This is a genomic window from Cyanobium sp. Maggiore-St4-Cus, assembly GCF_024345615.1.
GTDB classification, from domain to species: Bacteria; Cyanobacteriota; Cyanobacteriia; order PCC-6307; family Cyanobiaceae; genus Cyanobium_A; species Cyanobium_A usitatum.
This window is the reverse complement of the sequence record NZ_JAGQBL010000001.1, coordinates 278,085-298,404: the sequence shown is the minus strand read 5'-3', so window position 1 is coordinate 298,404 and position 20,320 is coordinate 278,085. Positions and strand designations below refer to the sequence as shown.

At 50.8% G+C, this 20,320-nt stretch carries 17 protein-coding genes; all 17 read right to left on the bottom strand.

Features of this window, described 5'->3' with window-relative positions; translation table 11 throughout:
• Positions 1–17: 17 nt before the first annotated feature.
• Positions 18–1,247 carry a glycosyltransferase gene (locus KBY99_RS01695; protein WP_254996917.1) on the bottom strand — a complete coding sequence of 410 codons (1,230 nt, stop codon included), beginning with the start codon at positions 1,245–1,247 and terminating at the stop codon, positions 18–20.
• Entirely contained in the window at positions 1,247–2,089 is an 843-nt protein-coding gene (locus KBY99_RS01690; protein WP_254996915.1) for a hypothetical protein, read from the bottom strand. Before KBY99_RS01690 ends, KBY99_RS01695 begins: the two co-directional genes overlap by 1 nt.
• Positions 2,090–2,519: 430 nt before the next feature.
• The gene (locus tag KBY99_RS01685; RefSeq protein WP_254996913.1) at positions 2,520–3,506 is read right to left on the bottom strand and encodes a glycosyltransferase family 2 protein; all 987 of its coding nucleotides are present in this window, start codon (positions 3,504–3,506) and stop codon (positions 2,520–2,522) included.
• Positions 3,507–3,516: 10 nt separating this feature from the next.
• On the bottom strand, positions 3,517–4,494 hold the full coding sequence (locus KBY99_RS01680) for a hypothetical protein (protein WP_254996912.1): 978 nt from the start codon (positions 4,492–4,494) through the stop codon (positions 3,517–3,519).
• A gap of 2 nt (positions 4,495–4,496) precedes the next feature.
• Complete coding sequence (locus KBY99_RS01675) at positions 4,497–5,456, bottom strand: glycosyltransferase family 2 protein (RefSeq protein WP_254996910.1); 960 nt, start codon at positions 5,454–5,456, stop codon at positions 4,497–4,499.
• A gap of 449 nt (positions 5,457–5,905) precedes the next feature.
• The gene (locus KBY99_RS01670) at positions 5,906–7,234 is read right to left on the bottom strand and encodes a glycosyltransferase (RefSeq protein WP_254996909.1); all 1,329 of its coding nucleotides are present in this window, start codon (positions 7,232–7,234) and stop codon (positions 5,906–5,908) included.
• A complete protein-coding gene (locus KBY99_RS01665) occupies positions 7,231–8,007 on the bottom strand; it encodes a class I SAM-dependent methyltransferase (RefSeq protein ID WP_254996908.1) in 777 nt (258 codons plus the stop codon). The genes KBY99_RS01670 and KBY99_RS01665 overlap by 4 nt, the downstream gene beginning before the upstream one ends.
• A gap of 204 nt (positions 8,008–8,211) precedes the next feature.
• Complete coding sequence (locus KBY99_RS01660) at positions 8,212–8,955, bottom strand: class I SAM-dependent methyltransferase (RefSeq protein WP_254996906.1); 744 nt, start codon at positions 8,953–8,955, stop codon at positions 8,212–8,214.
• Positions 8,956–9,702: 747 nt separating this feature from the next.
• A complete protein-coding gene (locus tag KBY99_RS01655) occupies positions 9,703–11,187 on the bottom strand; it encodes a hypothetical protein (RefSeq protein WP_254996904.1) in 1,485 nt (494 codons plus the stop codon).
• A gap of 280 nt (positions 11,188–11,467) precedes the next feature.
• Entirely contained in the window at positions 11,468–12,580 is a 1,113-nt protein-coding gene (locus KBY99_RS01650; RefSeq protein WP_254996903.1) for a radical SAM/SPASM domain-containing protein, read from the bottom strand.
• A gap of 611 nt (positions 12,581–13,191) precedes the next feature.
• Complete coding sequence (gene pseI, locus KBY99_RS01645; RefSeq protein WP_254996902.1) at positions 13,192–14,247, bottom strand: pseudaminic acid synthase; 1,056 nt, start codon at positions 14,245–14,247, stop codon at positions 13,192–13,194.
• Entirely contained in the window at positions 14,248–15,885 is a 1,638-nt protein-coding gene (gene pseG, locus KBY99_RS01640; RefSeq protein WP_254996901.1) for a UDP-2,4-diacetamido-2,4,6-trideoxy-beta-L-altropyranose hydrolase, read from the bottom strand.
• A gap of 100 nt (positions 15,886–15,985) precedes the next feature.
• Positions 15,986–16,687 (bottom strand): pseudaminic acid cytidylyltransferase, encoded by a 702-nt coding sequence (gene pseF, locus KBY99_RS01635; protein ID WP_254996900.1) that lies wholly within the window; start codon positions 16,685–16,687, stop codon positions 15,986–15,988.
• A gap of 15 nt (positions 16,688–16,702) precedes the next feature.
• Positions 16,703–17,488, bottom strand: coding sequence for a HisA/HisF-related TIM barrel protein (locus KBY99_RS01630; protein ID WP_254996899.1), 786 nt, complete (start codon positions 17,486–17,488; stop codon positions 16,703–16,705).
• Positions 17,485–18,129 (bottom strand): imidazole glycerol phosphate synthase subunit HisH, encoded by a 645-nt coding sequence (gene hisH / locus KBY99_RS01625; RefSeq protein WP_254996898.1) that lies wholly within the window; start codon positions 18,127–18,129, stop codon positions 17,485–17,487. The genes KBY99_RS01630 and hisH overlap by 4 nt, the downstream gene beginning before the upstream one ends.
• A 25-nt stretch (positions 18,130–18,154) precedes the next feature.
• Positions 18,155–19,309 (bottom strand): N-acetyl sugar amidotransferase, encoded by a 1,155-nt coding sequence (locus KBY99_RS01620; RefSeq protein ID WP_254996897.1) that lies wholly within the window; start codon positions 19,307–19,309, stop codon positions 18,155–18,157.
• On the bottom strand, positions 19,306–20,265 hold the full coding sequence (locus tag KBY99_RS01615) for a class I SAM-dependent methyltransferase (protein ID WP_254996896.1): 960 nt from the start codon (positions 20,263–20,265) through the stop codon (positions 19,306–19,308). Before KBY99_RS01615 ends, KBY99_RS01620 begins: the two co-directional genes overlap by 4 nt.
• Positions 20,266–20,320: the final 55 nt, after the last annotated feature.

Below are 20,320 nucleotides of genomic sequence, written 5' to 3'. Positions count from 1 at the left end.
GAACAAGAAAAAGACTTTTATTTATTAGCCTGATCGACATATTGTAAACATTCATAGACTCGGCGCGCAGTTGAATCTACGTTCATTGTTAGGCCGGAATATTCGATGGCCTTTTCTTTGTGTAGCTTAAGAAGTTCTGGGTGTAAAAATAAATAATTTATTTTATCCGCCAAAGAAACTGGGTCACCCGCTTGATAGACCAGTCCTGCTCCTGACTCTACAACTATAGAAGCTAGCGAAGGCAGCGATGGCACTACAACAGCAAGACCAGAAGATAAATAATCAAATAACTTATTAGAAACCGTAAGATTGTGATTCGCACAGGATGGCCTTTCCAGGCAAAGGCCAATGTCGTATGGCGAGGCGGCTGAGACAGCGTCATCAGGGTCGTAAGGGCCAAGGAAAGTAACACGCGAAGCAATATTTAAATCATGAACACGACGCGTTATTAGTTTTAAATCAGAAGAACGAATCCTCCCTTGCACGCATAGCTTAATCGGATAAGGCAATAATGTTAGCGCCAAGAGCGCATCATCCAAGCCTCTTTGACTGAAAGCAATCCAGGAATTTCTCCAATACAATGATAATTCATTGCTATTTTTGCTAATTTCTCTGCTGGAACGGGGCCGATTCTCGGCGATAAACCAAGGCTGATTGTATAAAACTTTAACCTCGCGAGGATTATACAAATTCATTGTAACTTCCGCCAATTGATTGCTAGTAGTCGTAACTAGGGAAGCGTATCTTAATGATGCTTTTAGCAAGAAAGTAATTGATGCACTCGAGACGTCGGGGGAAGCATCTCCCATGTCGGGATAGTACTCCATCATATCAAAGCAGAAAGGTATATTTTTAGATCTAGAGTAGCTAAAGGCACTTTGTAAAACTTGGATGCCAAAACCATAGACCAAATCATAATCAGCAGAATTAAGAAGTGCATCAATCTGGTCTGTATATTCCCAAAAATATCGCGATGGCTTGGAACTACTGTTTTTATAAAAATAGCGCGCAAGGAATCGACAAAATTTCCGAAAAAACTTGGTCCAGAGAAAATCTGATGGAACAATAGAAATAATATTGATCTTGGCGTTATTGCGTAAGTACTTGGGAATATGGTCTGGTACTACATGTCCAAAACAAATGAAATCAATATCCCAAGACGGGAAAATACGATTGATAAAACAAGCTGCTCTAGGCGCTCGTGGTTCAGAGCGAATTGAATTTGAAGTTACTAATGCTATCCTCATCAGCCCTTACGAGATTGTACAGGGTAAGGCTTAATACTTGCATAAGCGAGAAAGTCTCGCACCAAAAGTTCACAAAAACGCCTTAGGGCGCATAATGATAAACGGAAATACACAAATGTCCTGTAGGGGGGGGGCACGTCAAACCCAAAAGTGCCAAGCTTAGGTATAAATATACGGAGGCCATCGCGCTTCACTGATGTAAGAACCATTGATGAAGAAATATCACGGCCATGAATTATGGAAACGGTGCTCATCACAACAGCAGGGAAAAAAGAGATAAGCTGATATCTATCGAGCAATGGTGCAATTCGTGCATTCGAATGAAAAAGGGCTTCACGTAAAGATCGTTGGTCCCATGCACCTTCGGGGCCCCATCGTCGGATCGAACATGCATAGAACTCCTCCCATAGCTCGAATAATTGTTGAGTGCTTTTGTTTTTAGCCCATGCAATTACTCCAGCAGATGGCTCCGGAAAACTATCAGGAATTTCCGGCAGATTATAATGCGAGCCTCCTTTGCCAAAGTTTAGGGCTACATCAAATTTCTCAAGGAGCAAGAATATATCGTCAAGCGATGCTAAAACCAATGTATCCGTATCGAGATGTATTGTATACTTATAGGGGGAAAGCCTTATTAGAGTCTTGTCGAAATAGGTACGGGAAAGCTCTGAAGAAATTACCTGGTCAAAACCTTCAAGAAATTGTGAACTCTCGCCGGGGGGTACAATAATAGAGATAGGCTCATCATGATAAGCTTTTAGTGAAAGCGCTGAATGCGCAGCTTCTTTAATATAGGACTCTCCATAGGCAAGATACACGAAGCCTCTGTCTGCTGAGCTCATAGGGATAAATCTCTTGGATGATGAAATGGATCGCTAATGCATAAAGCGAAAACCCGCTTCATAGGCTCTTGCCGGACGAAGCAATGGACTTCAAGGGGAGACAAGCGAGCATGGCCTCATTGTAGCGAAAAAGTATAAAATAAAGAGGCCGTGGCCAAGGAAGTACGTTGTCGAGGTCAATCCATGAAAGAAAGAAATAGATCCTTTCTGGAGGAGCCTGTAGTAATGAATTAAATTTAGCAGACGGCCGCGTAAAAAAAACAAAGCCGACAAAGGCAATGACAAGCGGCGGAAGAGAAAAGCGAACAGTCAGACAGAGATCCAATTCACGATCGTGACAATAAGCGGGAACTGAAGTTATGCGTTCACCAATAACACATCATTAGTAGATTATGGCATTCGCAACGGAAATCTATATTTAATCTCCTAATTAGGGATATGGAAGGTTCAGCGAAGCGGTCTTTGGTCGGAGCCCCAAACGTGAATGAAGCCTTCTACGCAAGTTAAGGCATCGCTCTGTAATACGGAAGCCGAGACGACGATAGCTCCACCCAAGTAGGCCTCTTTGCGGGGGCGTGAAGTCCGAGGCGAGTGCCTGGACCCAGGCCGCGATTGCATCTCCTTCAGCCGGATGAGTGATGGCCAGCTGATGAGCCAAAGGCCAAAGTACATTACAGGCTGCCCTGGCCCGACGGGGGGTAAGTTCATTGCGCTCAATCAGAACCTGCAGAGTACGGCGGTAGATTCCAAGCATCTGCCAGTGGGCCACTACCTGCTGGCTGCCACTGTAATTGTCATGCATTTGCTCGTCATGCTGGCTCCAGTAGCCGGCTAGTCCGGGGCTGCCTATCAGACTGGGCTGCATCAGGGCAACCTCCAGCATTCGCATCCGGTCCTCTCGCAGTGCAAAATCAGGCCGACTGATCGGCACCTGCTCGAACAGGCGGCGATGGAAGAGCATCCCAAGGAAGTGGCTGCCATTGGGTTCGCCGAGTTGAACCGCCAAAAAGTCATCCCAGATTCCCGGATCCGGTCCGACAAGAACGCCAGCGTCTCGCTCCCGATAGCGGTCCACTCGTCCGTAGACCAGTTCCACACAATGGTCCTTAGCCAATTGCCACTGACGGTCTATTGTGCCGGCACATAAGAAATCATCGGAGTCAAGCAGCCGGATGTAAGTTCCAAGGCTCTTCTCAAATCCTCGGATCAGGGCCCAGGGCTGTCCCTGGTTATGTTGGCGAAATACTCGGATCCCGGATTGGCTCTTCAACCACTCCCAGGTGCCATCAGTGCTTCCGTCATCCACCACGATTACTTCCAGGCGGCAATGTTCGGCCGTGCAGGAAGCAATCGCTCGTTTGAGCAAGGGTAGCCGATTGTAGGTAGGGATTATTACCGATACATCGATGGTTGACATGGGAATCACCTCAAGACACCAAACGCGGAGAAGCTTTGACAGATCTAACCCCGCACAACTTCCGGTATATGGGCCTGAGAAGGTTCTTGACCCAAGTACGGAGCCGGGCGGGCATACCAAAGCGCACTTCGGCGGCGAGCTGGGCCAAACCTCTGGGCCAGGAGTCCCGTTGCATTAAGGCCAACTGGATTTCCTGCGTGCGATAAGGGTGCTGGTCTGTGTGGTGGGCCAGGAAATGAACTACCCTTGGGGATATGGTACCCACGGGATACCAGGGCTGGTGAAGGGGATTGTATGCAGGCGGGTTGGTGAGCTGACACTGACCCCTGGGTACATCAATCCGTAGCTTGACCTGGCAAGCTTGGGGGTCGCCGAGGATACTGCCATCATCAACCAGGGCCGTCAGCCCTGCTTCTGCCATGGCGATTGACATCAATAGTTCATCGTTGGGTCGATTTCGGAGGCGTAACAGACCCAGAGCGTCGTACTGAGGTTCTAGGGCTCTGGCCCGGGCAAAGACACCATCACATACTTTCCCGGGTTCCAGGTAGTACAAGCCACCATTGAACTTGGGAAGGGAAGACAAGTTCAGCTTCTGGAGAAGTTGGCCGATGTCGCCAAACCACTCGCCCTTCTGGATTTTCCCGCCGACCACCCCGACAGATCGTCCCTGCATTTGCTCAAAAACCGGCTCTAGCGATCCGCATACCAGACAGTCGGCATCCAGGAACAGTGTCTGCTGAGCAGGAGCAAGGCGATCAAGTTGCAGCTTGCATGAGAATCCGATGCCTAGCGCACCCTCGCCAACTACGCGGCGATGTACCCAGCTGAGATCCTTCGGCCAGGGCACATCATCCAAGTCTGTGATGATGTGAAAGCTGACATTGTGAAAATCGTGCCAACAGCGGAAGGATCGGGCAAGATTCCAGGATAGGTTTAGATAATAGATCGAACCAATCGCCAGGGTAATCACTGCTTTCTCAGACATAATCAATCCTTGCTTTGCATACAATGAGCATAGGGGATAACCATTAACACGAGAAGGGATCTCCAGGCACCAAGATATTTTCGTGACATGAAGGCTTCTGGATTAAATCTGATTATCGATAAAAGTTTTGCAGAAGCGGTCTTAAGATCTTTTTCTTTAAGATTCTCCCAGACCGGTATGAGCAGCGAATGAAGAAGCGCATTCCGCGCATATGCAGAGGCTTTAGCCCTCTCCAGAAAAGTCAAGCCTGGCATTGCGAGTGCAACAGTAGCTGCATGCTCGCTCCACATGATAGGCGTCAATGTTGCTCCTTTTGCTTTCTGATGAAGACGATAGAAAGCAAGGTCTTTACGTATAATCGTTGCCTTGTATCCCAAACGAAGAATGAGATGCACCCAGAACTCGTAATCCATTCCAAATCGATATCTATCGATAAAATATGGCATTGCTTCACGGCTATCATTGGTCCAAAAGGTAGCAGGCTGAGGACATAATCCCGGGCCACCCAAAAGGTCAAGGCTCCCACCAAGAGGTGAGGGAGTAAATCGGTCGAGAGCCGTCGCCAGCTCGTTACCAATTAAGCTACTTCCCATAAAGATCACTTTATCAGCGCTTCTCTTAAGATATGCATTGGCTATTGTTGCAAGACAACCCGGCAACAGACAGTCGTCACTATTCAGATAGCCAATAATCTCACCGCTTGAATACTGCAAACCCTTGTTGATTGCATGAGTTTGCCCGCTATCAGGCTCCGTCTCCCAATGACTGAGATACTGCGCATACTTCCTTATAATCATTACACTATCGTCCGTGCTCCCGCCGTCGATTACAATATACTGAAGGTTTGAATAATCCTGAGAAAGAACCGAAAGGATAGTCTCTTCTAGGTATTCACCCTGATTAAAGCTGGGCGTAATGATGGATATCTTTGGGAGAAGCTGTTTGTCACTTGGCTCGGCCATAAGGATTCTTCAGGGCTTAGACAGCCAAGCTTTTGGATAACAGAAAGAACTGGACGGTCCAAGCAAGATTGACTGCGTTGAGGCGTGCATGGCTAGTCACATAGCATATTCTTGGGCTTATTCAACTAGGGCCGTGAAATCAAACTTCGCATTGCTGGGACAATAAGCCTAGCAAGCACGTACACAAAGCACTGATCTTAGCAACTTTTTCTTCTTCTGTTTGCCAATCAAATAGGAACTTCCACTATCCATTTGCTCTCACGGATCTGTCTACAGTTTGTCAGCCCTTAATCTACTAACCCACCATTTGAGTGTTGTAACAAGCAGATAGAGGATCCAGAGTTCTGACCCAAGGCAATGGTACTGCTGCATCGCAAACCTTCGCAGGCTCTACCGGAAATGAGTCTGGTCTGGTGGTGAGTGTCATCACGCGTGTCCAGCACCTGAGTTCAGCGTAACGAGGGAGATGTGCTCGCCAACAAAGACTCCCCGTACACCTCCGCATATAAGCCAGCCACCCGCGCCGGATCCCAGAGTCGCTCCGCCCTCTGCCGCGCCGCAGCCGCCAGCTTCCGCCGCCGTTGCGAATCCTCCAGCACCCAGCGGATCGAGCCTGCCAGCGAGAGCGGATCAAAGGGTTGCGCCAGCGCGCCGGTGACTTGGTGATCAACGATGTCGACCAGGCCGCCGGTGGCGAAGGCCACCACGGGGGTGCCGCAGCCGTGGGCTTCCAGGCCGGTGTTGGGCAGGTTGTCCTGGCGGGAAGGGATCACGAACACATCGGCGGCGGCATAGAGCAGGCGCAGGCTGAGGTCGTCGTGCAGGGGGCCGCTGTAGTGGATGGGGAAGCCGAGATCGGGCGGCTGGGCCGGCCGGCTCTGACCGAACACCACCAGCTCCAGCTGCTCCAGCGGTGTGCCGGCCACCTGGCTGCGCAGGCGCTGCAAAGCGTCCAGCAGCAGATCTGCTCCCTTGCGTGGATCGGCGCCCCCGCCCATGGCGCCGAACAACACCAGCGGACGCTCGCCTGGCAGGTCCAGCAGCGCACGAGCCTGGGCCTGATCGCAGGGGGCCCACACGATCAGGTCGATCGGATAGGGGATCACCGTGATCGGCCAGTCGCCCATCAACGTGCTGCGGCGGGCGCAATCGGACAGCCAGTGGCTGGGACACACGATGTGGATCGGCCTGCGCCAAGCGCGGCGCTTGCGTAGCCAGGTGCGGCGGTTGAGGTCGGGGCCTGCTTCATGGGCGGGGCGGCTGGCGGGGCTGTAGCCAGCCGCGAAGCGCTCATCGCTGCTAGCGGATTCGCCGGGTAGGGGAGGGCTGGTGTAGTGCTCGGCGCCGCAGAAGGCCCACTGGTCGTGCAGGGTCCACACCAGGGGCATGGGCAGGCGACCGATCTCCTCGATCGAGAGGGTGCCATCACCCAACCAGTGCAAGTGCACCAGATCGGCCTGGCCTTGGCGGTGGCGTTGCTGCAGCTCAGCGCCCAGACCCGTGGACGGCCAGGCCACTGAGTGCAGTGTGGGGTTGCCGGTGCGAAAGCCTCGGCGGGCGCGTTGGGCGAGGCGAGGCTGCAGGCGGCGCCAGATCGGGTTTAGGCCGGTGGGAGGGCCGCTGATCACGGTGGGGTCATCTGACAGCTGGCTGATCACCCGCATCTGCGAGGTGAGGCCATGGGCTACGCCGTGCTCCACCAAGCTGCGATGGATGCGGTAGGCGGCGCGGGCGGCACCGCCGCTGATGTCGGAGGCGTTGACGTGGAGGATGTTCAACGGTTAGCGGCTACAGCGCTCAGCAGCTTGCGGGGGTAGTGCAGGGGGTGGGTCACGGCCAGCTGGGCCCGTTGGCGCCACGGGCTGATATGCCGCGCACGCCACTCCCGCCAGGGGAACAGGCGCTGCGAGCGCCGCTCCATCGCCCGCAGGCGCGGCCAATCGGGCTCCACCACCTGAGCACGCTGGTACATGGTGGCGTGACTGCCCACGCAGGGGCCGAGCACCTCCAAGCCCAAGGCCTGGCAGAAAGCATCAAAGCTGTACCGCAGATGAAAAGTGCAGGGCAGGTGGCAGGCGATCACCGGAAAGAAGCAATTGGCGATCAACAGATGGCCGTCGGGACGCACCGAATCCACCATCGCTGCCAGCAGGGAGAGTGGTTCGGGCACATGCTCCAGCACATCGGTGCTCACAAGCACATCGACGCTCTGAGTTGTGAGTTCGGGGATGAAGTGAATGTTGGCGAAGGGCTTGCAGCTTTCGATGCCATGGCGCGGCGGGTAGGGCTCACAAATGGCCACCTCAGCCTTGGGAAGAGCAGTTGCCAGCAGACGTGCCAAGGTGCCAAAGCCCCCGCCAAAATCCAGAACCCGGCATGGAGCCAGCGCCGCCACCGACGCCGTGATCGCCTGACGGTGGCCCATCGAGACATCGTGCTGCTCGATGAACATGCCGTTGAGCAACCACACTGGATCGCTGTAAAAAGTGGCCAGGCGATCAGAATGTGGGAAGCGATTATCACATCCATGCCGTTGCCAAGCTTGGTCCATTAGGCCCCACAGTTGCTCCAAGACTGGATTAGCCCCGGTTGATGAAAGCATCGACTCAAGTGCCGTTTTTTCGGCAGCGTCGACACTGTAGCCAGAAATATCAATCACAAGTAAACACTGTGCGAGATGGTTAATACTAGCAAAAGATATTCAACCAGTTTGCCAAATACGCAAGCCATATTCTGAGTCACAGATATTAGCAATTCATTCTTGCTTGAGGTTAGTCGCAATCAATCCTAAATCGAGGTAGCAGTAGCGATCATCCCTTAAAGCCCATGGGTCTAGCTTGTTGAGGAGAACCGAGATCATATTGATCACTGGGCAAATAAAACGACAGAACTTTCTCGCGAGAATCAATCGATGCGTATTTAGATGGTCAAGCAGAAATACGCACAAGACATCATAAATTGATCCCATAGGCCTTGCCTCAACGACTTCTAGGCCAGCACCGTTGAAGATCTGCTCGACACCCCACCGAGTAAATCGTCGGAAATCAAACGGCGCCTCATGCTCTGGCCATAGCAATGGACCAGTAATCAGGAGCTTTGCACCAGGACGAGAAACCCTCTTTAGCTCACACAAGGAATCATGAAGGTTCTCAATATGCTCAATAACTTGAAAAGATACAATAGCATCGAAATAATTATCAGGGAACGGCAGTTTCAGCCCGTCGTAGAAATAGACCTTATCTTTCTCGTAAAAACTTCCAGGCTGAAGATTTCTGTCATATTCAACACCCATGTAGTCATGAACATCAGGAAAGCAAGCTGCATAAGGCCTAGAACCACATCCGAAGTCAAGGATGCGGCCTGAAATGACTTGCCCCTGCTTCCGGCAAAATTCTTCAATATAGTGCCTTGGAATCCAATAGATATTCATTCCGTCAAATCGATCAAGGTAGAGACAGCAAGAAAGGAGAGGCGAGCAGATAGTACGGGTGGAGGCCACCTTAGTGCTATCAGAGAAGTCTTATACAATCAGGCTATTTGCAACAAAAGCGTCGAATGGCTAATTCCTTTATAGCCGTATATTTTCTTGTTAGCCTTGCAACAATGGCAGCACTGCGGCTAGCTTTAGGTCGGGCAAAGACAGAAGAATAAGTATATCGATCAGCCGTCGGGTCCCTCAGTACAAAGCTCGGATGCATCAGGTCACCCAAGCCCTGATAAGCAACCGTGGGTTCGGCAACGCTTGTGGTGTGCGTACCATCAGGCCCAAAGCCCACATTGCTCACCAGGTTGCGGTTGGGTAGGGCTGTGAGGCCGCTGTTGGCAAGGCAGGCGTACATCCATTGATAATCCCACCACGTAATCGGCACTGACTTCGCGTGTGTACGCTGCCAAATTCCACTCCAGTAGTCGCGCTCCAGTGAATCTTCGAAGATTGAGTTCAGCAGGCCGGAATCGCGCAGGGCGGGCCATTGGCTGAGGTCGGCGGCGTAGTGCCGCCAGCAGCTGCGCCAGCGGGCCCAGCCCCAGCAATGGTTGTGACGGCTGAAGTAGTAGCTGCCATCTGCGCGACTGGCCTTTCTGGAAGTTGTTGCCGCTGATGCACCACACCCGCGTGTCGTGGCGGTAACGCTCCAGCAGGGTGGCGCAAGCAATTAAAAGACGAAAAGGAGACGACTCATTATATAAATTAATAATAAGAAATGAACACTCGACAAAGGAAGAGATATTTCTATGGCTGCCTAGATCATCTGGCTGGCCGTGAATTTACAGAGTACGTAGCAGACAATTTTCCACTCGCTAAATTTTTTCCCAATCCGGATAGAAAGTTCATCGTTGCCTCATCCAGGGATTGCACTGTCGAAAGGAAGCCCAGTTCGAACTGATCTAGCGTGTCTCCCCTGTAGAGAGGCAAGGACCCAATATGTGGGGTTAAAGGTATCAGTTTTTCAACAGCATATAAAAGACGCCTTGCATCGCTGACCTGGCAAGATTGAAGATCAAATAACGATGACGACGAGGGAGCAAGCAACAGTTCTCTATATTCTTGAACGGTGCATGGCTTGTTGACAAGTGCCTTGGAGAATGATTCAGGGGTAGTCATCGATATGGTTATGGGCCTTCTTCCATAACAGCAGGCCTCGAGCGCCGATGTACCAGCATAAGTTACAATTCTACGAGCCGATTTAAATACCTCTAGGTTCGAGCCAGGCTCGTATTCAATATTTATGTTGGCAGGCACGCTTCTCATATCTAAACTTTTTAAGATAGCAGAAATAAGTTCTCGCGGATTCTCGCCCCAACGCAACGAACTTGGGTGGACTCGGACCGACCAGCTCTCATTTGAAGCAGCAATAATTCGAAGTGACTGCCGAAACCATTCCATATAGTCAGCGAAAACTCTATTTTGATCAATATAATTAAAAGGGGAGTCCCTAAACACATGCAAAAAGACTACATTCGTTAAATCACCTCTGCCAGGCGTGGCAACCAAGGGAAGAGCAGCAGCCCTGGAAGCATCATCATATGCGGAAATTCCTTTTCGCCGTTGATGGAAATAGCCTTCGGCATCGATCATGCTTACATGCTCGAATAGATTGCTCCAATGGCTTAAGACATGAATAGAAGATGCTTGATCGAAAGTCGTTGGGCAACTGTAAATAGAATCACCAGCGTGTGCAAACAATCTGAATGTTTTATCAAGGCAAAAGCCAACTTTCAAGGCCCTTGTTGCATAAACTGTGTGCCCCAAGATAGAATGACACACCCCAATTGATCGCAGCCACTTAGCCCTCTCAAGCGCCGAAAGGCATTGGACACCAGAAACCCATAATGCATTAAAATTTGGGGTATATTGCCTGTCACCTGCTACGACAAGTGCACTGTCCCAAACAGCATGGAAAAGCTGACATTGGTCCCAAGAGCTACATTTGAGAAGGGCAGCACGACTTACTTGAAAAGCCAGCAACAAACCTCTAATGCGTCGGACAAGGCGAGCAAGAATACTTGATTTGTGATTAAGGCATAAGGTTCTAATATGCACTTCAGAAACAAGTGTTATACTGTTACGCTTAACAAAGGCAGCTGAACGAGATTCGCAAAGCCTTTTTGGCAGAGCTTCAACGATTATCTCTTCGACACCAATCTCCTTGCAATACCCCGCTGCCACAGGAAGAATCCAGAGAAGCTGAGACTCAAGGAGCCCTCCCCCCAGATAAAGACGCTTTTTCATACATTTTGAAGGCTTAAGAATCGCCTAGCTTAACATCAAGGTACAATAAATTAATCCCAAGGCATACCTATCTTATCACAAACCAGAACAATGGCTTAAAAGCTATTAATGCATTTAGCGAGTTAGATTGGCCGGACGTTCTAATACTAGCCGCAATGAAAATTTGATCATAAATCGCACCTGAAAACATACTCATACTCCGCCCTCATTGGGAGAGAAGAAAGCAAGAGGGCTAAATGAAAAGGAAAGCATACATTGCATAGAAAATGATTCAGAGGGGTTAAGGTTGCATATTGTTTAAACAGTGGACACAACTATTTGGAATTTGGCTCCAATCATTTGAATTAAATGCTTCTTGAAGGGCTTTTCTGCCATTCAAAGCCTTTTTAAGTGCATCTTCCTCCTGAATATTTGCAAGTCTTAAGTCATCTGAATCACGCCCGTAGCTGGTGCAGCATGGGGAGATTCTTCCATCGGCCCATAGCGACAAGTAAGAGAACGGGTAGTGACACTTTGGGAATACATTGGCAACTTTCGGATCTGATTTTGGAAGCGTATTAGCAAAATTTCGATCACGAAAATGAGAAATATCTGACAATTCTTGGTATTCAACTGAATCGACAATGTCAATCCACTTATCCCTAAATGCATCGATCTCATCCTTATTTTCTTGCTGGATAACAAACGAGACTCTTAATAGCGGCGAAAGTGAGTTTAATGATGCCCGCAATCTACGAATAGTATGAATTTTTCTCTCTATTTTTTCAAGGGCATCTGAGCCACGAATTCTCTGAAACGTGTCTTTATTAGCTGCATCTAATGAAATAAATAGACGAGTAAGACCTTCCTTCACAAAAAATTCTAAATCAGAGTCCTTTAATGTACTGCCGTTGGTAAAAAGTATTGTATCGGGGAAAAGCCTAATGGCCGTTTTTACTATATCTTTCCATCCCGAATAAAGAGTAATTTCAGATCCAGAGCCCAGCATGCAGCATTTAGCACCTCTTGACGCGGATTGCGTCAAGAAATCTAATATAGCTGAATTCTGGATCCGACTAAGCTTTCTATTATTATCTGGAACATCGCACATGATGCAGTTAAAATTGCATAGCTCGGAAACATTTACGGCAACCGTGTTAATTGCATTGGATTCTTCTGGTTTTAAATCATAAGCACAGTGGTAGGCATTCCTGTAAGCAAGGGCGGCTTGCAATCCCATTTTTGGTGCAAGAACATTAATCAACTTCTCTTCATATGAGCCGGATGAGACCTTTGTGACATGAGCAAGGTTTGATGTGTGGATTTCACTATTAAAGACAGGTTGTTTTTCCATTTTTTGTTTTAAGACTTTAATTGAGTAGAGATTTTTGTTGACAAGTGGTTGCCAAACCAACTAAGATTAGGCTAATCAAGGCGCTAAGAGTAAATAGATCAGATCTGCCTAGCCTCGGAAACAACAACGGTCAAGCCCATGCCCCCCCCCCCCCGCTTCATAACCGGCCCGTGCCATTCCCAGAGTGTGACTTTTGATAAAGGTCGTCTTAGCTCTGGCCCGGGGGGAATCGGGATCGCTGATCTCGAAGCTGCTGCCGCGGACGACGAGCGTCATGGTGCCGCCGGTGTCGGTCTGCAGCTTGATGGCGTGCACGCCAGCCTAGGCGGCGGCATCCACAAAGGTGTTATGGCCTGCAGCCCTGGGGCGGCCGGCGATTTCGATCGTGATGCGTTCAATGACTCAGAAACGGCAGACGCGGCCAAACTCAGATACATAGTTAGCTGCTTTGCTGTACGAGTTGAAATTCAAACAGATTTGCTGTCTTGCGCCATCTCTGGTTTTCCAGTGGCCACACCAGCGAAGGCTGGCGAGCACAGGTCGGTGAAAGCACCCTCAGTGGCCTTTATACTGCCCATATTGGCCTAAACAAGCCACTTGCTGAGATCGAAATAGACGGCGAACCAGCGGAAGCCATAAACATGGTGAACTCAATTAGTCAATCAAGGCCTTCAGAGAAGCTGATCTAGGCTGAGAGGAGTTCCGCAGCTGTAGGCCTGGCGAGCCTGGCGCCCCAGTAGTTGCTCAAAGAGGTGGGGCGGAGCCCCGTGACCTGGACGCACGATGCGTATATTGGTGCTAGTGAATAGTTCACCGGCTTCAATGTCTGCAGATGCATAGACCGAACGCCGAAACACCAGACTCTTCTGCTCGGCTTCAGTAGGCCCATAGCGCACCTTCCCGAGAGCCTGCCAGGCCCGCTTACTCTCCTGCACCAGGGCTGACAGTTCAGCCGGCTCTAGTGAAAAGTCACTGTCAACTCCACCTTCAGTGCGGGAGAGAGTGAAGTGCTTCTCGATGACTGTGGCCCCAAGCGCAATGGCAGCCACGGCCACACCTAGACCCGTGGTGTGATCGGAAAGGCCAACCTCACAGCCGAACAGCTCGCGCAGATGGGGGATGGTGCGGATGTTGGTGTTCGCGGGTGTGGCGGGATAGGTGCTGGTGCACTTGAGCAAGACGAGCTCGGTGCAGCCGGCGGAGCGAGCCGTAGACACCGCCTGCTCCAGTTCACCGAGGCTGGCCATCCCCGTGGAAATAATCAGAGGCTTACCTTTGGAAGCGGCCTTGGCTATCAATGGAAGGTGGTTGTTCTCAAAGCTGGCGATCTTGTAGGCAGGCACATCGAGGCCCTCAAGGAAGTCGACCGCTAATTCATCAAATGGCGAGCTAAAGCAGATGAGGCCCAGCTCACGGGCTCTCTGCATGATTGGCGCGTGCCATTCCCATGGGGTATGGGCCTGCTGGTAAAGGTCATGCAGGTTTTTCCCTACCCAGAGGCTGTTCGGATCTGTAATATCAAAGTCGCCACCCCGTACATCCAGCGTGATGGTATCAGCGGTGTAGGTTTGTAGCTTGATCGCATGGGCACCAGATACTGCTGCGGCTTCCACAATTTCCAAGGCCCGCTCAAGGCTCTGGTTGTGGTTGCCACTCATCTCAGCGATCACAAACGGAGGATGCTGCTGACCGATATAGCGTTGACCGATTTGAATTGCAGAGTTCATTTAAAGAAAAGCTCCGGTTAGCTTGCTAAAGCATCGCACCCCGGGACGGGGAGCATGTCCTTCAATAAAACCAGCGCGTAGAAAAGACTTTGCACTCGCTTCATTCGTAGCTCGCACTTCACCATAGGCCTCAACTCCAGACCCCCACTGCCGCTTCATATCAACCATACCTCGTTGGATCAATTCAGAAGCGACTCCCTGCCCCCTTATCACTTGGTCTAACGAAAAACTGATCAAAGCACGGTCGGGATTTGAATCGCTCCGTTCGAAACGAATCTGACCTAGTGGTAGACCTTCACCATCCACCAGCACCCTCAAAATGGCATTGGGCGAGTGCATTCGGCCACGGAACCAACTCTGGTGTTGTTCGAGTGGGATTGGATCACTGCTAAAACTCTGCCGTCGAACATCCGAATCATTAGCCCACCTGTAATAAAGGTCCTCATCCGCCATGATTGTTGGCCGCAATCGCCTAGTGGTGATTGGCCCGAGCATGACAGTGAGCAGCCGTCCAAGGCCATGACCGTCACCTAGCGCCCTGGCTCGATCGCTCAGCTGAGACAGCAGCTCAGGTCGATCCTGCAATGTCAGTAAGACCTGTATTAATTGATCAGAGGGATCCTCAGCCTCCTGGAGATCAACAAAAATGGCCGCCCCCACTTCAGCGATGGCCTGGGCTCCTTGCCGCTGGTTGTCCGCCACAGGTATCACAATCGTAGGTAAGGCCAAGGCTGCCCGTTCCCAACTGGCCGTGCCGGCGGCGCCTATAGCCAGATCAGCTCGCACCATAAGGCCGGCTAGTGAGGGCAGCCCCCGATGCAACTCGGTATGAGGGCGTTGTTGGGCCAACTTCTGAATGCTGGCGCTATGGGGTGCCGCTGAACCAAGAACTACATCCACCGCAAGGCACGCGAGATCTGGATGACAGAGAGCTTCAAAGGCTAGGGCTGTGTAATTGGCCTGATCCACACCACCAAAAAACACGAGCACACGGCGCAATGTGCGGCGTTGAGGCGCTAGAGGCTGCAGCTGCGCATACAGAGGATCCAACTGGGCATAAGCGGGCCCCAGCAGGAGGCGGCAGCTGGCGGGCACCAGTGCACGGTAGCATCCCCAGGCATTGGCTTCCATTCGGTTTGCATCCACCAGGACCGCAGCCTGATGGGTCCTGTCGGCCAGATCGTCGAAGACCAGCAGCCTGGGTGGTTCATCCTGGAGCCCGCTGAGGCTATCGCAGATTCTTCCTTCCCACTGCTGATCAAGGCCGTAGTGATCCACCACCAGCCAATGGATGGGGCCTGGCCCCGCTGTCCTGATGACATCCAGACAATCGTCAACGTCCTGAAGCTGCGAGCATCCGAGCCAGGCCCGATAGAGATCACGTCCTTCCAGACCGTCCGGGCATGGTTCAGGGCCAGGCAGCGCAGGCAGCCTCATCACCGCAAACTCCTCGGCCAGAAGAGCGTTGAGGGCGCCAGGGCGCTCTCGACACACAAACAGAACCTCCGCCCCGCGCCTCTGAAGGCCACGCGCCAGATTGCGGCAACGTAATACATGGCCGCTGCCGATCGCCAGAGAGGCATCGCAGCGGATTAGAACGCGTATCGGCGGATAGGGGGTCAGTCTAGTCAGTGTCAAGTGAAGGGGCGGCGGTCCATGTTCACATCGCCGACGTGGTGTAGATAAACCACCTGGGAGTTGGCGAAACCAAAAACAATGCTTGGCATTTCAGTGCTAGCTAGCGGGCTTCTTGAGCCAAGGCTTGACGCATCAGCTCAGCATGCTTCCAGTCGTCAGCCGTGTCGATGTCATGCACGCGCCAGCGCGGCAAGAGCAAAGGTTTGCTTCCTTCAAATAGATTCTCAGATTGCAACCATGCCTGCGGCCGCCCCCAATAGAACTGGCCAGAATCGTGATAGGCATCCTCAAGATCCTGGCTGCGCTTGCTGAACTGCTCTGGGTGCCACATGTGAGCCATGCCTGAATCTAGATCTAGGCGCAGTGCCCGCTGTATTGGCGAAGGATAGTCTGTGGCGGTGAACACGAATCGATCAATAGGAGCTTGGTCTAGCAGTACGAGACCCTGCTTGATATCGGCAGGTTCAACGAAGGGTGCCGTGGCATAGAGGCAACACACCGCCGTGAGTTCATGGCCACGATCCTGATACCACTGCACGCAATGAGCGACCACCTGATTGGTGCTCGCAAAATCATCCGCCAGCTCTGCCGGCCTCATGAAGGGCACCTCAGCAGCCCATTGCCTGGCAACATCCGCGATCTCTATATCGTCCGTCGAAACGATGATATGATCAAAGCATTCGCTCGCATTGGCCGCTTCGATCGACCAGGCGATCATTGGCTTGCCGCCAAATTCGCGAATGTTCTTGCGGGGGATTCGCTTACTACCGCCTCGGGCTGGAATGACACACAACAAACTCATAACAAGCGATCTATATCATGTCGAAACGCATGAACACCGCCTCATTGCTATTCCATGCTCAGCACAGTGCTTGCGTATAGTTGCTGGCGTCGCCGGGGTAAGCGCAAAAATAGATGATGCGGCAACCCCCTGTATCCAAGTTGAATCCAAAACGCAGGAGATATGACCGGCATCACCTGCACCACCAGCCAACAGGATGGGAATCGGCGGCCGAAGCTGCTCCATATCATTAACTATATGCGGATCAAAGCCAGAAAGAGTGCCATCGCGTGAAACATCATGGAGCAGAACTTCACCGACTCCGAAAGCAATCGAATTCTCTATCGCCTCATTGAGGTTGGCGTCAATGGGATCTTTAGAGCGATAATCCCAAACCCTCGCCTCGCTATTGCCATCCATTCGCTGATAGGGCAATACCAAGCCAAGGCTTTGCGATCCAACAACTTCGGCAATCCTCTTCAGAGCAGCCGGATCATCCAGGAATGCTGATGTGAGAAAGACCTTGTCGAAACCGGCATTAATACACAGAGCGGCATCAAAAGCAGAGCGAATACCGCCCGCATAGGCAATCGGAATATCAACCTCCTGGCGAACTAGACGAAGAACCCGTTCAGGAAGTTCAAACTGCTGACCCCCTGCCTGATCGAGGTTGATGATCAGCAGCTCATCTGCAGAACGCTTAACGTGAAGGCGCAGATTTTGTGCCAACGCCCCTACTGTCCGCCATGGGCTAAAACTCTGTGAAAGGCAGACTTGTGTTCCTCCCCTGAGAAGAATAGACGGAATGATCCTTTTTTTCATGCTGGTTTATTGTCAGCAAGCAGCCGATCCAACAGGGCATAGCCATCAAGGCCACTTTTCTCGGGGTGAAATTGAACTCCTGTGATATTCTGGTATGCAACAGAAGCACAGAGCGGCCCGCAGGGATGCTGAAAACAAGAGCTGATCACTGAACTATTCGTTGGCTTTACTACGTATGAATGTACAAAGTAGTAGTCAGATCGGGAGCAGCCGCTTGAAGCTGAAAAATCATACAAACAAGACTGAGAATTCTCCCCGGTAGGAGCTACTAGCTGATTCCAGCCGATGTGAGGCACTCGAAAACCAGGATCGGTTGGGATTGGAACGCAGCCACCTGAAAGCAAACTCAAACCCTGAACTCCAGGACTTTCCTGGCTGAAACCAAACAGTAGTTGCATGCCAAGGCAAATACCAAGAAGCCTTCCGCCATTATCTACATGGGCCTGCAGCGCTGGAACAAGGTGTTGGCCGCTCAGATACGCCATGGCTTGTTCATAGGTACCGACGCCAGGCAGGATCACATGGTCGGAAGAAGAGAGCTGATCCGCTAGGCCGAGGATTTGATAGGGCTTATTGCGTACGCGTAGATAGCGCTCAAGGCTAAAGAAATTGCAAAAAGGAAAGTTAACAATATAAATCATTGGGGGAGCGCCTCTGAAATTCAAGCTATGAATGCAAGCATGAATAAGAGCCTGCTAGCTGCGGAGATCCATCTTCACGCCGCGTTAGCTGTCCAGCTTGATCTTGCAGGAAGAGATCGTAATTTGTGTAATCATCGCATACAGCATCAAACTCCTGCATACTTATTTCAAAGTACGCAAGAATCTCCGTAAGAGTGCGGTCCAAATATGAGGCGGGATAGCGGCCATCATGGCGTTCCAGCAACATGCTGGCGTCCTCTCGAGAGAGAAGGTTGCGGCGAATTAGATTACAGGCAACATCTGTCGCACGACTGAACCCAAACTTTAAGTATTTAAGGTAATCATGGATCCCATGAACGTAATTATCTAGATTTTCATAGTTGGAAATCGTGCCAAGAATGTTTGTTTCGCTTACGCGGAAGCCAAGGCTTTGAGAAATCACTGCGTTTGAGATTCCATTCCAAGGAAAATAGTTGTCAAGATAAATCCCTTTTAAGCCAAGGGAGTCTACGTCTTCGACGGAAGGGTATTCATAGAAATAGAGATCACGAACGGCAACACCATCTATAGCCAGAAGATCTGATACCCGCAATCCGTTCAAGGAGCCATATTCCTCAAGCACGCGCCTGTCAAAATATTTAAGATAAGCGTCTTCAGGCCTGCCTGCACCATACTCACGCTGCGGACATTCGCCCCAAAGGATTACCGGGATCTGAAATTGAACTGCTGCACGCACAGGAGTGGTGTAAATCAGCAGATGCTCCGGCCACTGAATATCTCCCACTGCAAAGAAAGCATGACGATTGATCTTTTTGCGGACCTCTCTGTTCACGGAAATCTCGACATAATCGCAACCAAGAGACTTTAGGTTTTCGATATTTGTGCGGCCAAGTGCCGTCAGCTGATCAGTTGGAGCAGTTACGCAAAGAGGATTGAAACCCTCTTGTAGCACTCTCCAGACTTGATATGTACTATCTTTTCCTCCAGACACTGGCACAATGCAATCATAGCGAGGATTTTTCTTATTGGCACGAAGGAGATCTCGAAACACCTGTCTACCGGAAGACCAGTCATACTTAGATCGCTGTTCAAATGAATGGCAAGCTCCACACAAACCATCTTGGAACCAAAGATCTGGCTTTGTGGATGGATAGAGGCAGCGGCTGCAATAGCTGATCATGGGTTAAGACGGTAGACAGCTTGTATCTTATAACCTAAGCCAGAGTTTTCCAAGGAATCAGCGTCCAGAAAGGCAGCCTCGAAGGGCGATACAGGAGTAGCAATATATGGATCTGCTTGATAACTCAAATAATTTCTGATCGCATGAACCTCAGAAATCACGCTTTGTTTTACAAGGCAACTAAAGCCGGCTTTATCAAAGGCGATATCCAAACTCCTGGAGCTGAAGAGCGTGAGATGCTCGATTCCATCAAACATATTGCAGTCATCACGCAATATTCTCGCGGCGAGCGAATCGCTTGTCGGCACCTGAACAAAAACTAAGCCTTTGTTGCTTAGTAGGTTTCGCAGGTTTGCGACATAGCTTACCGGCTCACGGATGTGCTCAAGAACATCCCATAATGAGATGACATCGAAACCCTGTTCATCGGGCGATAAATCATCGATGGTTGACCCGATCACCTTGATGCCGTTGGTTACTGCATAGCGCGCTTCCTGGGCATTGGGTTCAATCCCAAAGGCATCGAGGCCCTCTTGGGCAGCGATTGACAAGAAATATCCACTAGAACAGCCAATATCTAGTAGCCTGGAACCACTACAATGCGGGCTGAAAAGTTTGATTCCTCTTTGGTAGATACGCCTATAGAAGTCGGACTCGTTCTGATGCCATTCAAGGCTCGATGTAGGATAATTTGTGTAGAAACTAATTAGTTTTTCAGGAGCAAGTGGATTCAGAAGAAAGATGTGATCACATTGTGGGCAGTGCGCGTATTCCCCCTTACGCTTTTTGAACAGAGGTCCGTCGGGCTGATGATGGCACGTGGGGCAGGCGACTCGCGCATGATCACCCATCGGATCAAGGCCTGCTAAGAAGGTCTCTATGTAAAGACTTGATCGATCCAGCTGGCTCTTCCTGGCATTATGCAAGGCAAGTTGATTTGTTGTATCAACGGGCATGGGATTGACCGACGCGATTGGTTTTTGTTAACAAGTGGCCACAATGGAGATGCAT

Bases quoted from the DNA above. Each gene is read 5' to 3' on its own strand.
- KBY99_RS01695 (WP_254996917.1), bottom strand. From the start codon at position 1,247: ATGAGGATAGCATTAGTAACTTCAAATTCAATTCGCTCTGAACCACGA.
- KBY99_RS01690 (WP_254996915.1), bottom strand. From the start codon at position 2,089: ATGAGCTCAGCAGACAGAGGCTTCGTGTATCTTGCCTATGGAGAGTCC.
- KBY99_RS01685 (WP_254996913.1), bottom strand. From the start codon at position 3,506: ATGTCAACCATCGATGTATCGGTAATAATCCCTACCTACAATCGGCTA.
- KBY99_RS01680 (WP_254996912.1), bottom strand. From the start codon at position 4,494: ATGTCTGAGAAAGCAGTGATTACCCTGGCGATTGGTTCGATCTATTAT.
- KBY99_RS01675 (WP_254996910.1), bottom strand. From the start codon at position 5,456: ATGGCCGAGCCAAGTGACAAACAGCTTCTCCCAAAGATATCCATCATT.
- KBY99_RS01665 (WP_254996908.1), bottom strand. From the start codon at position 8,007: ATGGACCAAGCTTGGCAACGGCATGGATGTGATAATCGCTTCCCACAT.
- KBY99_RS01655 (WP_254996904.1), bottom strand. From the start codon at position 11,187: ATGAAAAAGCGTCTTTATCTGGGGGGAGGGCTCCTTGAGTCTCAGCTT.
- pseI (WP_254996902.1), bottom strand. From the start codon at position 14,247: ATGAACTCTGCAATTCAAATCGGTCAACGCTATATCGGTCAGCAGCAT.
- pseF (WP_254996900.1), bottom strand. From the start codon at position 16,687: ATGAGTTTGTTGTGTGTCATTCCAGCCCGAGGCGGTAGTAAGCGAATC.
- KBY99_RS01630 (WP_254996899.1), bottom strand. From the start codon at position 17,488: ATGAAAAAAAGGATCATTCCGTCTATTCTTCTCAGGGGAGGAACACAA.
- hisH (WP_254996898.1), bottom strand. From the start codon at position 18,129: ATGATTTATATTGTTAACTTTCCTTTTTGCAATTTCTTTAGCCTTGAG.
- KBY99_RS01620 (WP_254996897.1), bottom strand. From the start codon at position 19,309: ATGATCAGCTATTGCAGCCGCTGCCTCTATCCATCCACAAAGCCAGAT.
- KBY99_RS01615 (WP_254996896.1), bottom strand. From the start codon at position 20,265: ATGCCCGTTGATACAACAAATCAACTTGCCTTGCATAATGCCAGGAAG.